This is a genomic window from Vibrio sp. Isolate33 (genome assembly GCF_022397895.1).
Taxonomy (GTDB): domain Bacteria; phylum Pseudomonadota; class Gammaproteobacteria; order Enterobacterales; family Vibrionaceae; genus Vibrio; species Vibrio pomeroyi.
This window is the reverse complement of the sequence record NZ_JAKEUP010000005.1, coordinates 145,595-159,856: the sequence shown is the minus strand read 5'-3', so window position 1 is coordinate 159,856 and position 14,262 is coordinate 145,595. Positions and strand designations below refer to the sequence as shown.

Here is a 14,262-nt window from a genome sequence, read left to right as displayed (position 1 = left end):
CAACGATTAATCAATACGGCAGCGCTTAAAGCGCTGCTTTTTATTATGACTCTCTAGAAGCCGCCTCTATATCAGTTTTCATTTCTCATTCTACGTTCCCAAGATAACAGGCATAAAAAATCCCGCCTTTTGGGGCGGGATTCAATTATTTAGCTAAGAAGTCTGTCTTAGATAAACTTCACTTTAGTCACTTCCTTGATAGCAGATAGAACAAATGTTGGTACTGCTGCAATGAAGATTAACGATATTAAGTGATCAAACTCTAGTGCTTCTGTGCTGAATACCAGCTGGCCGAAGCTTGTGTAAACAACGCTTAAAGACAAGATAGCCGATACTGCCACCGCACCAAGTAGGTAGTGGTTAGTGAACGGATTCTTACGATAAATCGTTGTAAACGTACGTGCATCGAACAAGCTCCAAAGTTGAGCAAAGATCAGTGTTAAAAACGCAACGGTTTGTGCGTATTGAGCACTGTAGCCACCGTCGAGTGCGTAAGAGAATGTCACAAAGCTTAGACCACCTAATGCGAGACCACGAGTTAGGATACGAGCGCCTAGACCATTAGAGAAGAAGCCTTGGTCACGTTTGCCTGGCTTACGCTCCATGAGATCTTTCTCTTCTGGCTCAACACCGAGTGCGAGTGCTGGTAGACCATCAGAAACGAGGTTAACCCATAAAATCATTAGTGGAGTTAGCGGAAGTACTACATCTGGTCCCATGAGTAGGAATGCAAATAGGATTACCGAAACCTCACCCACATTCGCTGTAAGTGCTTGGCGGATAAACTTACGTAAGTTATCGAAAATTTGACGACCCTGACGTACCGCCTTCACGATAGTACTGAAGTTATCATCCAACAGGATAAGGTCACCTGAGTCTTTCGCAACAGAAGTACCTGTAATACCCATCGCAACACCAATGTCTGCACGACGCAGTGCTGGCGCATCGTTCACACCGTCACCGGTCATAGAGGCAACTTCGTTGTTCTCTTGCTGCGCTTTTACGATACGCAGCTTGTGCTCTGGAGTAACACGTGCAAATACTGCAACCTGAGAACAGATAGACAACAGCTTCTCGTCATCCATTTGATCAAGCTCAGTACCCGTTACCACTAGATCATCTTCGCTACGGATGATTCCGATTTCACGAGCAATCGCTGCTGCCGTAACTGCGTGGTCACCGGTAATCATTACCGTACGAACACCAGCGCTATAACAGCTATTTACTGCATCACGCACTTCTGGGCGTGGTGGATCCATGATGCCATAGATACCCAGGATACTGACGTCTTGTTCAAGCTCAGGGAAGTCTAACTCTAGCTCTTCCTCTTTTAATTCACGGAAACCAACGGCAAGTGTACGCAGAGCATCACCACCAAAGGTTTGGATTGCCTCTTCAAAGTTTAAATGAAGATCTTGAGACGGTGCAGTATCGAGAGCCAAGTTGCCTGATACTCCACAGCCAAGCGTTGGTACGAAACCACCGTCAACCATGAAGCTAGTTGATTTACCAAGAACAACATCTGGCGCGCCTTTCAATGCTAGGAAGTGCTTACCTTGTGGGTCACGAACGATAACAGAAGCCATCTTACGACCAGAATCGAACGGGAACTTCTTAACGATTGAGTAGCCTCCCGTTGATAGCATTTCATCTTGTTTAAGACCAGCTTTTGCCGCTGCAACAATTAGTGCACCTTCTGTCGGGTTGCCACGAACCGTCCATTTACCATCAGCATTTACATATTCAGCATCATTACAAAGTGTTGCAACTACAAGACCTTTCATCATTGCAGGGCTGTTTGTCGCTTCGACATTGTGACCTTTGGTAATGAATTCACCCTTTGGATCAAAACCTTTACCTGACACATCCCAGTAACGACCAGACACATCGTACGCTTTCATTACCTGCATTTGGTTTTGTGTCAGCGTACCTGTTTTATCTGAACAGATAACAGTTGTAGAACCTAGCGTTTCGATTGCTGCTAGCTGTTTAGCCAATGCATTATTCTTAACCATCTTAGTCGAGCCCATCGTTAATACGATAGTAACCACCGTTGGCAAACCTTCAGGAATAGCGGCAACCGACAAAGAGATACCTGTTGTTAGAATTTCTAACCATGGCATACCGTGGTAAACACCGATAGCACAAACAATAGCAACAACCACAAGAGCAACAACCAATAATGCGAGTGCGATAGTGTCCATACGCTCTTGCATTGGTGTTTTCGTCTCTTCCGTTTGGTTCATCATATCAGCGATGTGACCAACTTCAGTTTGCATACCTGTGCTTGTTACAACAGCAAGGCCTGTACCCGTAGTCACTATTGTTGTCATGAAGCCCATGTTCTTCTGATCGCCAAGACCAAGAGTCTCATCTTCAAGGCGTTCAGACTGCTTATTCACTGGCTCAGATTCACCGGTCAGCGCTGCCTCATCGACCGTCAGACGGTTTGACTCAAGAATACGAACATCAGCTGGCAGAATATCGCCAGTATTAATTTTAATGATGTCACCAGGAACGAGGGTTTTCGCTGGAACACTGATCCATTTACCATCTCGCATCACTTCGGCTTCTGGAGCTGCCATTTCTTTTAGCGCTTCCATCCCTTTCTGAGCTTTAAACTCCTGCCAGAATGCAATACCAGTATTAATAAGAATAATCACTGCAATAGCGATAGCATCAATGGCGTGGCCAGTAGACCAAGAAACGATTGCACCAACAGCTAGAATAAAAATCAGTGGGTTTTTATATTGATGAATATACAGTTCCCATGCAGACGCAGACTCTTGTGCTGTCAGCTCGTTGGTACCGTGCTTCTCTAAGCGTGCATCCGCTTCAGAATTTGATAAACCTGTAGTTTGATCCGCGTTCAGTTCCTTTAGAACATCTGAACTTTGTTGTGTAAACCATTTACTCGTCATTTGAGTACTCCACATCAATGCCTCACATCGAGGCTAATGTAATAAAATAATACTTATTTTTATATGATAAAAAAATCGCACAAATCAAAAATGAATATTTAGTCGATTTAGTGCGCTTGAAAAACTATATATTAAGGATTCTCTATTTAGCAAAGATCACAAAAAAACACTTGATACACACTTGACAACCACTTTAAAAACATAACCACCCAAAATATCAAACATAAAACCAACAATGAAAACTCAACCCATTGTTTAATAAGAGTAAGTACAAAAAATAAACACCCCTTATTACTTCGTAAAAACCACTGATTATTGGCGTAATTTATCGAAAATTCCTTAATAACGAAGTAAAACATCGGAATAACCTTTCTATAAACAGGGAAATATTGGCGTAATCATAAATTGATAAAATGGAAAGTTAGATGCCAATTGTAAAAATGAAGGCGGTTCAGTAACAAGATGGAGATACAAATCACAATTCAATAACTAAGGCTACTCTTGGACCTCACGAAAAATAGCAACACTTGAACTTACTACTTATGCAAAATATCGAACTAGGCTCTAGTGATGGACAAATTAAGAATGCCGTTTTCTTTGGTTTTATTGTAATACAAATGAAAGAAAAGGTAGAGACGGAGAGTAAGACAGATGATGGGAATAAGAAAATATGACCAAACTTGTCATCTCTTTGGTGTTGCTTATGAGCTTGCTCATATATAGTGCTATAAAAGAAACAACCAATAAAAAGCTAGGAGCAAATCATGTCAAACGGTCGTATTTTACACACCATGCTACGCGTGGGTGATCTAGACAAATCTATCGAGTTCTACACTAATGTAATGGGCATGCAGCTATTACGTAAGAATGAAAACAAAGAGTACGAATACACACTGGCTTTCGTTGGCTTTGGCGACGAATCTCAAGGTGCTGTGATTGAACTAACGTACAACTGGGGCACGACTGAATATGACCTTGGCTCAGCTTTTGGCCACGTTGCTATCGGTGTTGATGACATCTACACAACGTGTGACGCGATTAAAGCAGCAGGTGGTAACGTGACTCGTGAAGCAGGCCCAGTAAAAGGCGGCTCTACGCACATCGCATTCGTTAAAGATCCTGACGGCTACATGATTGAGCTGATTCAGAACAAACAAGCAAGCGCAGGTCTAGAAGGTTAATTCCTAAATACCTTTGCAAGATTAGGCTAGAACGCCTGATGAAATGAACAAAGAAGCGAGCATAGTGCTCGCTTCTTTTTTATCACTCTCCCCACAATCGATATTCTTTACTAGGGCTTGTTGATGTTTTGCGGTTGAGTTTTGTTCGAGATAAAAGCGTTTTAATCGCGGCGAGGGAGAAGTAGCCTAGTCGTTTTAAGCAAGTCTCCCTCAACAAAGAGAAAAACGCTTTTTGCCGAACCCTTGGGCAGCGTTTGCTGGTTATTAACGACTACGTTATCAACTTCTCTGATAAAAAAACGACATATCAAAACCTCATCCTTCCATATAAACCCAGCAACTCGCTGCAAAAACAAGCTCAAAAGGTCAACATGCCCTATATATTATTAACAATCTCACTGATGAAACTTTACATGATAATGATTATCATTTAAATTAACCACCTATTGATTAGTGAGGTAATACAATGATTAGCGAATGGGAAAAACACACGTTACTCGCCGATACGGCATTGCAGCTCGATGATCCTGTACGAAGTATTCTTCACTATCAGCAAGCATTGAACTTAAGCGAAGAAATCACAGAGCGTACCGATATACAAGCCGATGAACGCCTACTTATCTCGGTGATCTCTTGCCACAATCTTGCGCAATTCTGGCGCTGGGCTGGAGATACTGAGTACGAACTTAAGTACCTTCAACTGGCTTCAGAAAAAGTACTGACTCTGATCCCTCAGTGCCCTAACACGCAATGTTCTAGCTTTATCGATTCTATTGGTTGCTGTAAGAAAGCGCTTATCGACTTCATGAAACGCCATCCCAACCCTAAAATTGCTTCTATGGTGGAAAAAATCGATACCGCGACTAACTGTGAAATGATTGCTCGTTTTCGCCTGAACTAAGCAAGCCCCTTTCACAGACGACATATTTAGTCTGTTGATTCAAATACAAAAAGCCCGTCATGACGACGGGCTTTTTAATTTAAGCTTTAGATTTTATTGGCGCTAAACCTGCGTTCTACCCAGTGAGATAACAACGCGTCGGTTCTTGTCTTTACCAATTGGCGAGTTGTTGTCGGCAATCGGGCGACGCTTACCATAGCCTTGTACTTGAATGCGGTCTTCTGGCAAACCGAGAGATTTAAAGTACTCTCTTAACGATTCAGCTCTGCGCTCTGAAAGGTTTTGGCTAATGCCTTTGCTGTCGACAGAGTCGGTGTACGTTGCCACCAGCACAAGATCAATGTCTTGGTTGTAGCGAACATAATCGGCAATCTGGCTCAGCCTTTTACGTGACGACTTATTCAGCTGATCGCTGTTGCGGTCGTAATGCAAGATAGTGAAAGAGATATCTTCAAAGCTGTAAGGCAGTAAGTTGGCAACACAATCACTGAACACATTGTATTTTTCTTGGAACAGCACTGACGACAACGACACTTCGATACGTTGATCTCGGCTTTGCCACTCTTGGTAGCTGAATGTCGGGTAACGCCCTTTCTCCAGCTCACTCAAAATACCCCAAGCCGTTTGTCCGCCCACGTAACCATCAAATTGTTGGAAGAACTTAATAGTAGTCATACGATCCGCACTTTCGCCCGGACGCCAAGGTGGTGGCATTGAAATCAAGCTAACATTGCGAGTCGCCCCCATTGGGCGGCGCATTTTAAGCTCAAAGTCCAAAATGATTTTTTTACTCGCGCGAGATGAAAACTCAGCGTCACCAAAATTGGGGATTGGATGAACTAAGCGACATTCTAGTGGCGTGTTAGCCACCATCTCCCACGTCGACTGTTGAGGAGATGCTCCGTAACGCTTTTCTTGTGCCATTACCGATGACGACATAAGAAGCGAAAATAGCATTGAACCTGTTATGAGTTGTTTCTTCATAAAGTGGAGTATCTCTTAAGCAATTCGTTTAACAATGCAGCCAATTGCCGCATTTTTCTCTCGTGTTTAAATATGCAATTATCAAGCCGCAATGGGTCGGCTAATTTATGATTTATTGCCCTTCCCTAGTTTTTATCACTGCTATTATCTGCAATAATGCAGCCTTAATCACACTTATTTGGGCTAACATGACTGTAGAAAACGAAGCTCTGACCCTAAAAAAACGCTTTCGCGGCTATTTTCCAGTGGTCATCGACGTGGAAACCGCAGGGTTTAACGCAGAAACCGATGCATTATTAGAAATCTGTGCCATTACATTAAAAATGGATGAGAACGGAGATCTGCAACCTGCATCAACGCTTCATTTTCACATTGAGCCTTTTGAAGGCGCAAATATAGAGCAGGCAGCATTAGACTTTAACGGAATTAAAGACCCATTTAGCCCATTACGTGGTGCTGTGTCGGAACAAGAAGCCCTTAAAGAAATCTACAAGCTAGTGAGAAAAGAACAAAAAGCTTCAGATTGCAGTCGTGCAATCATGGTCGCTCACAATGCTACATTCGATTTGAACTTCGTTAATGCGGCAAGTGAGCGTTGTAAGCTTAAACGCGTCCCGTTCCATCCATTTGCAACTTTTGACACTGCAGCTCTTAGTGGTCTTGCCTACGGTCAAACCGTTTTGGCTAAAGCTTGCCGCACTGCAGGGATGGAATTTGACAACAAAGAAGCACACTCTGCTTTGTATGATACGCAAAAAACCACAGAGTTATTTTGCGGCATAGTAAACAAATGGAAAGCCCTTGGTGGTTGGCCTCTTGTTGACGAAGAATAAAAATAGAGTCGGTAAACGTTTTTTCGTATTGCCTTCATAAAAAACACAACATCCCGAGAATAATATGAATCCTGTTGTAATTTCAGTTTGCATCATGCTTGTTTTAGCTTTGATGCGTGTAAACGTAGTCGTTGCTCTGACGTTCAGTGCAATTATCGGTGGCGTAGCCTCTGGTATGAGCTTGAACGACGCAGTCGCGGCTTTCGAAAGTGGATTAGGCGGCGGTGCAACGATTGCACTTAGCTACGCTATGCTTGGTACATTCGCTGTTGCTATCTCACGTTCTGGTATCACAGACCTACTTGCTCAAAGTGTTATCAAACGCATTCACGGCAAAGAGAACAGTGCAGCATCGACTGGTCTTAAATACGGCATCCTTGCGTCGTTGATCTTAGTGACCATGTCTTCGCAAAACGTGATTCCAGTACATATAGCCTTCATCCCAATCTTAATCCCACCTCTATTAGGCGTATTCGCAAAAATGAACCTAGACCGTCGTCTGGTTGCGTGTGTGCTGACTTTTGGTTTGATTACACCTTACATGGTTTTACCGATTGGTTTTGGTGGCATCTTCCTAAACAACATCCTGCTTAAAAACCTTCACGACAATGGTCTTGAAAACGTAGTAGCAAGCCAAGTACCAATGGCGATGTTGTTACCCGCTGCGGGCATGATCTTCGGCTTGCTAACGGCAGTATTCTTTACTTACCGTAAGCCTCGTCAATACAAAGAAACATCTCACACGATTGTTTCAACTGAGACAAAAGAGATCAACAAGAAGCACATCCTAGTAGCAGCGGCGGGTATCGTTGCAGCACTAACGGTTCAACTATCGACGGGTTCTATGATCATCGGTGCTCTTGCTGGTTTCATGGTATTCACCTTCGGTGGCGTAATCGCTTGGAAAGAGACACAAGATGTCTTCACCAAAGGCGTTCACATGATGGCAATGATCGGTTTCATCATGATTGCAGCGGCAGGTTTCGCAGCAGTAATGAAGCAAACTGGCGGCGTTGAATCTTTGGTTGAAGCGCTTTCAACCAGCATCGGTGACAACAAGCCTCTAGCTGCACTGCTTATGCTAATTGTTGGTCTACTGGTGACTATGGGTATTGGTTCTTCGTTCTCTACGATTCCAATCCTTGCAACTATCTACGTTCCACTAGCAGCAGCATTTGGTTTCTCACCAATGGCAACGATCGCGCTAGTAGGTACAGCTGCAGCGCTTGGTGATGCGGGTTCTCCTGCTTCTGACTCAACCTTAGGTCCAACGTCTGGTCTTAATGCTGATGGTCAACACGAGCACGTATGGGAAACCGTAGTACCGACGTTCCTGCACTACAACATCCCACTGATCGTATTCGGTTGGATTGCTGCAATGGTTCTGTAATTCGGTTCTGTAGTTAAAGAGCCCTACGCTTACTTTTATAAAGACCGCCTCGTGCGGTCTTTTTTGTATTTAGCCTCTTTCCCCTCTTTCTTTATAACTTTAGAAATAAGCTAACCTTCTGAACCAAAGTCACTTTCTATACATTATCCTGTGCGCATTAATATGCAACTCATGGCTATTCATTAAATTCACTTCTACACTTAAGTGTTTAATAAATAAGCCGCTAATTCATAGAAGACCAAGCGGCAAGGCTCAATACGTCAGAAGGCTACTATATGGATATACTCGCCCGATCGCGCTACCTCATCATTGATGACAGCAGCGTCATTCAAAGTGCGACACGCGCACTGCTTATCAAACTCGGTGTTCCGAACAACAATGTAATCAGCGCCTCCAATGCCCAAAATGCGATTGAGGCTTGCCGCGCACATCGATTCGATATCTTACTGATTGACCATGATTTAGGCTCAGGTAGTAATGGCTTGCAACTGCTTGAGTTTTTGCAGCAGAAAGAGTTAATCAAACCACAAACTCTTGTGTTTATAGTGACGGGCAATGATAGCCAAGACATCTTCTTTGGTTATGCTCACTTCGAACCTGATGGCTACCTGATCAAGCCAATAAGAGCCGATGACATCATAAAACGAGTGACATCAGCCCTATGTCGACAGCAATACTTTTCGACACTAGAGCAAGCCTATCTTAAGAATGGGCTTAACGCGGTAAAGCCGCTCTTTGGTAAAGCCCCTGACCCATCGACATTGAAAGACGCCATTATCTACATGGCGAACATTCTGATTAAGAATCACCACCTCGATGAAGCACAAGCCATGTTGAATGGTTTGTTGCAGCTTCATGATTACTTGCCTGCCAAGGTCAAGCTGGTTGAAATCCATATCAATAAACAGAATTATCACGACGCGCTCAGCCAGATAGATGGCTTGATAGAAAACAACCCTCGCAATATCAAATTGCAGCAACTTAAGGTCAAGATCTGTCTCAATACCAGTGACTTCGAATCGGCTAACGAGCTAATCGACCAAGTGCTCACCGTAAACGGCAGTAATATTGAGCTGAACAACACCATGGTTTGGCTACAACTATTAGATAAAAATATCGAACAAGCGACCTTACACCTCAAATCGCTTGCTCAACTCATCCCCCACTCGATCTGGGACTCTGCAGGTAAGCGAGCACTGATCTTGTGGGCAGACAGTTTAACCCTCACTCAAAAAGAGCTAGCACTTTGGAAACCTGAAGTTGCTTGGCAAAGACTCTCTCATTCTGAAAAGTCATACGCACTCAGCAAGCCGTTGTTGAAGCTTTGTCGAACCTTACAACTCATTCAACTCGAACAGCATGAGGTGGCAAAAGAGCGTATTGAGAGCATTTCGATGAACGAATTCTCAGACAATGATGTCGAAGCCTTCTTCTTATTAGCACTGTGTAATCAAGCCTTGGGTCTACAAGACAAAGTCGACCAAATAAAGCGCCAAATAGAGATCCATCTAAAAGCAGACCACACCAGTCTCGCCCTTTTGCAGCGTATGGCACTACAACAAGCAGACAATTTTGCATTACCCACGCTAACCAAAGCGTCTTTGGCCGCCGTTAGTTGAGCACGCCGTCAAACCCAAATGAGTACGTAAACGACAGGATGTCTTTATGCAGAACAATGCTACAAGAACGAAAACGTGGTGTGTCGCCTTTCTATTGAGTTGCCTTACGGTATTCATGTGGCCACTGCACAGCTTTGCTGAAAGCACACCTTTAGAAAACTCGTCAAATAACCAGGTTGTATTGCGTGTCGGCCTGCCTTCTTACAACATGGTCCCTTATAGCTACCAACATCAAACGCCCTCTGGGAACATTGTTTCTGAAGGGCTACTCATCAGCATGTTGGACGAGGTATCGGTAAACGCAGGCTTCAAATATAAAATAGAGCTATTCCCAACTTTTAGCGGCGTACTTAGTGCATTTGAAAGAGGTGAATTAGATTTGTTGGTAGGCGTCTCTTCGACCAAAGAGCGTCAAGAATACATGACCTTTAGTGAACCGATGTTCTCGATCCGACGAGCGGTCATTACTCAAAACTTGAAAATAAACGACCTAAGTGAACTGGCAACCGCAAACTTAGCGCTAGAGAGAGGGTTTGCACTCAATGACCTTCTTCCTAGTTTGCTTCCAGACAGTCGAATTACCACGCTAGACAGCACACAAGCGGCCTTCACAGCGATTGAAGAGAACCATGTTGATGCTTACATTGGTGACGCACTTGCGCTTTCTGCATTACTGCGAGAACAACCTAAAGACTCACTTACGCTATCAGTTCTTCCTGATCTGCCAGCTGACCACTTGCACTTCGCGGTCAAAAAAGGAAAACACAAACTACTCAGCCGAATCAACTTCGCTTTAGAGGACATCAAGCAAGGTTCATTGCAATCGATTTACAATCAATGGCTTGCTCCCTCTCAACACTCGATGTTGCTGGATTATGGAACATTGAATTTAACTCAAGACGAAAAGAACTGGCTTGATAACAACCCGTCCATCCCTGTAGGCACACACTCCAATTGGTATCCTTACGACTTTACCAACGAGCAACAGCAACACTCCGGCTTATCTGCTGACGTCTTAAATCTAATCAGTAATGTGCTCGGCGTGTCATTTAAAAGTACCACTTACCTAACACCAGAAGCAGCAGAGGTCGCATTCAATAATGGTGAGACTATGGTGCTAACCAACATCACGCCAACCACAGATAAAATCCGATACATGGACTTCACTCAAGCTTACAGTTTTGAACCTTGGGTGTTATTGAGTCGCTCTGATCGATTAGGCAACTTTGCGCCAAGTGGCACCGAAGCGATTGGTGTGATTGAAAGTTCGGGAGGCACAACGGTTCTACCTTCTCTCTGCCTGACTTGCCAAGCCGTCCCTTACATCAATCACGTCAGCGCTTTCCAAGCATTACAGAAAGACGAAATCAGTTTTGCGCTTGCTTCACTTCATCATGCCGCGCCTTTATTGCATCAAGACTATGTAGGGCAATTCAAAATCACCGGCACCATCAACAAACAAAACAGCGCACCACTGGCTTTAGCCGTTAACTTCCGCCACCCCATGCTGTTGAGTATTCTCAACAAAGCCATTGGCGCATTGCCTGCCAATGAACTTGAGCGTTTGGAAAACAAATGGTTAACCTACGAATACCAAGAAGGTTTGTCGCCACGCGAAGTAGCTAAATGGTCGGTGATCATCGGGCTTGGGATCTTTGTGGTCATTTTCGTAATCGTATTCTGGAACCGTAAAATGGCAGCAGAAATCGAGCAGCGAAAAGTCGCAGAACAACGCGCCAAAGCCGCAGAAGCTCATTTACAAACACTGGCCGACAATATAGATGGGGTGGTGCTAAAACATATTCAAACGCACCCTCAACAGCCTTTGAATATCCAGTTTAGCTTCGTCAGTGCCGGTGTAACCGATATGTTCGGCTTATCCGTGGATAGTGTAAAAGAGCACCCTCAACATCTTTTCGAGCTTATCTCAAAGGATGATCTACCACAGTTTGAAGCCAGTATGCTTGATGCTATTGAAACCGGGCATTGGGAAAGCGAACAGCAAGTGCAGTTAGAGTCTGGTGAACTGAAATGGGTGAAATTTAATAGCCAGATATCGAACAGCAAGGCTATCGAATGGAACACGGTGATTACAGACATTACTCTGCTGAAGAAACAGCAACAGGCTTTAGACAATGCTCGCCAGAAAGCAGAAAGTGCCACCGCTGCTAAGTCGCAATTCCTAGCGACTATCAGCCATGAGGTTCGCACCCCAATCAGTGGGATCTTAGGATTACTGGAATTAATGCAAGAACATCAACTGAGTGAAGAGTTACTCAACCTACACGGAGGATTGAATCAGTCAGCTCGTAACTTACTGCACATCGTTAATGACGTACTCGATTACTCCAAGATTGAAGCAGGAAAACTAGAGCTTAACCCGACCGAAATTGAGCTTGGCAAAGTATTAGCCCGCATCGTACAGCCGCAATCCATTCACGCACAGCAAAAAGGCTTGGCTTTCCACTATTGGCAAGATCCAAATCTCGCTCAATGGTTGTTCGCAGATGACATACGACTCCACCAGATTCTGAACAACTTCCTAAATAATGCGATTAAGTTCACCGAACACGGGACAATTTCGTTACATGTCGACGTTATTGAGAAAAACGAACATCAGCAGAGAATCAGCCTCACCGTCTCAGATACGGGCATAGGTATCCCGAAAGACAGACAACAAAGTTTATTCCAACCTTTTGAACAAGCCGACAAAACCACCAGCCGCCGCTTTGGGGGCACAGGGCTTGGGCTGTCTATCGCGTTGAAGTTGATTGAACAGATGAATGGCACCATAGAGTTGTCGAGTGAAGAAGGAAAAGGCAGCCACTTTACGGTTACCGTTACTCTCCCAACTTGTACGCCTGAACAGGCAGTCAGCAACGCTTTGGCTCTGCCACAAACTTTGCTCTGCACTTCGGAGACTGAGAACTCTCTTGGACTAGATGTTGGTAATCACTCACACGAGGTGTATGTGGTTGGTTACGTTCTTCAACAAGAAGAGTTGTGTCGATATCTGAAACACTTCGGCCTTGAACCAAAGGTTCTGCATATTAATCAAAAGCACCTGCTCAAAGAAATGGTCGTCAAACATCAGCCAAAACACATCTTTGTGGCGATGTCTGTATGGCAGCAACTGGCGATTACCGATGCCTGGATTCAACAACATACAAGCTCAACACGATTCACAGTGATCAACCAAAATCCAATGCTCTCGCCTGAGCCTTTAGGCAACTCTTGGTGTTTATCGGTTAACCCATTACTGCCCGATAACTTAGTTCACGTTCTAACGAAACCCGTCAGTCACGACAATCTAATATCGCCATTAGACAACGAAACTAAAGCGCCGATCGCCACAGAGACTCGTGAACAAGCTGAACTCAACGGTAGGCTGATTCTGGTCGCGGAAGATCATCCCATCAACCAGCAAGTCATCGCCAAACAGCTTGAAAATATTGGTGTCCACGCCGACATCGTGGATAACGGAGTGTTGGCTCTGAACGCCTTGAAAGATAAACGCTATGGTCTATTGCTAACCGATTGCCACATGCCCGAAATGGACGGATACACACTTGCATCAAGCATTCGTCAAATAGAACAACGCAAAGAGGAACTTAACCAAGACACTCAAAGACTGCCAATCGTCGCGCTGACGGCAAATGCGGTGCAAGGTGAAGATGCTAACTGCTACGCGCACGGCATGGATGACTTCTTGGTTAAACCCGTTTCGATTAAGCAGATGAGATTAACCATTGAGAAGTGGCTGCCCGCAATCGACGATTCCAACCCGGTTCGTGAAACTGATGTTTACAACGTAGAGGAATTAAAGGCACAGAATCAGGAAGTCAGTGCTTCATCAAACTCTTCACCTAAAGACGAGGAAACCAATAAAGACGAAGAAGCCAATGAATTTTCGATGCTGTTCCAAGGTATTGAACAGAGCTTTGAGGATAATCAGAGCTTAGAGCCAAGCGAAGACCTCATTCCTGCAATCACCCAAGACGCCTTAAGCGATACCAACAATCAAGTGATCGACTACGCCGCACTCTATGATCTCTTCGAAGATCACGATGTAGTAATGACCTTGCTTGATGAGTTTGCCGTAAGCTTCATTGAAGATAATAAACGGATAAACGACCTGTGGGCTAACAAGGAATACCGAGAACTAAAAACCACGGCACACCGACTTAAAGGCGCAGCAAAAATGGTGGCATGTGACACGATTGCTTCTCCGCTCGCATTCATTGAGACACAAGCAAATGACCTTGTAACCGAAGCCACGGACTTAGAGCAAGTCGAATCAGAAATTGAAGCATCAATCGCGGAAGTCACTAACACATTCGAACGGTTTACAGAGGAGATAAACCAATTACGTCAGACAAAAGAAAAGGCTTACTCTTATGAGTAAGCCTTAGAAGTCGTTGCGTCAATACAGA

The 14,262-nt window shown here is 44.2% G+C and carries 8 protein-coding genes; 6 read left to right on the top strand and 2 right to left on the bottom strand.

Features of this window, described 5'->3' with window-relative positions; all coding sequences use genetic code 11:
• Positions 1 to 167: 167 nt before the first annotated feature.
• A complete protein-coding gene (locus tag L1D37_RS10640; RefSeq protein ID WP_176680198.1) occupies positions 168 to 2,921 on the bottom strand; it encodes a cation-transporting P-type ATPase in 2,754 nt (917 codons plus the stop codon).
• A gap of 764 nt (positions 2,922 to 3,685) precedes the next feature.
• On the opposite strand from L1D37_RS10640, the gene gloA reads away from it, so the two are divergent.
• Positions 3,686 to 4,102 (top strand): lactoylglutathione lyase, encoded by a 417-nt coding sequence (gene gloA / locus L1D37_RS10635; RefSeq protein ID WP_004734046.1) that lies wholly within the window; start codon positions 3,686 to 3,688, stop codon positions 4,100 to 4,102.
• Positions 4,103 to 4,568: 466 nt separating this feature from the next.
• Entirely contained in the window at positions 4,569 to 5,003 is a 435-nt protein-coding gene (locus L1D37_RS10630; RefSeq protein WP_004734047.1) for a DUF2753 domain-containing protein, read from the top strand.
• Between the two features lie 102 nt (positions 5,004 to 5,105).
• Here the strand turns inward: L1D37_RS10630 and L1D37_RS10625 are convergent, their stop codons facing one another.
• The gene (locus L1D37_RS10625; protein WP_017632535.1) at positions 5,106 to 5,987 is read right to left on the bottom strand and encodes an OmpA family protein; all 882 of its coding nucleotides are present in this window, start codon (positions 5,985 to 5,987) and stop codon (positions 5,106 to 5,108) included.
• Positions 5,988 to 6,175: 188 nt separating this feature from the next.
• Between L1D37_RS10625 and rnt the strand changes: the two genes are divergently transcribed.
• The 4 genes from rnt (at position 6,176) to L1D37_RS10605 (ending at position 14,234) form a co-directional block, all read left to right on the top strand.
• Complete coding sequence (gene rnt / locus L1D37_RS10620; protein WP_017632534.1) at positions 6,176 to 6,820, top strand: ribonuclease T; 645 nt, start codon at positions 6,176 to 6,178, stop codon at positions 6,818 to 6,820.
• Between the two features lie 64 nt (positions 6,821 to 6,884).
• The gene (locus L1D37_RS10615) at positions 6,885 to 8,210 is read left to right on the top strand and encodes a Na+/H+ antiporter family protein (protein WP_026084414.1); all 1,326 of its coding nucleotides are present in this window, start codon (positions 6,885 to 6,887) and stop codon (positions 8,208 to 8,210) included.
• Between the two features lie 275 nt (positions 8,211 to 8,485).
• The gene (locus tag L1D37_RS10610) at positions 8,486 to 9,829 is read left to right on the top strand and encodes a response regulator (RefSeq protein WP_239847884.1); all 1,344 of its coding nucleotides are present in this window, start codon (positions 8,486 to 8,488) and stop codon (positions 9,827 to 9,829) included.
• A gap of 46 nt (positions 9,830 to 9,875) precedes the next feature.
• On the top strand, positions 9,876 to 14,234 hold the full coding sequence (locus L1D37_RS10605; protein WP_239847883.1) for a transporter substrate-binding domain-containing protein: 4,359 nt from the start codon (positions 9,876 to 9,878) through the stop codon (positions 14,232 to 14,234).
• Positions 14,235 to 14,262 lie beyond the last annotated feature (28 nt).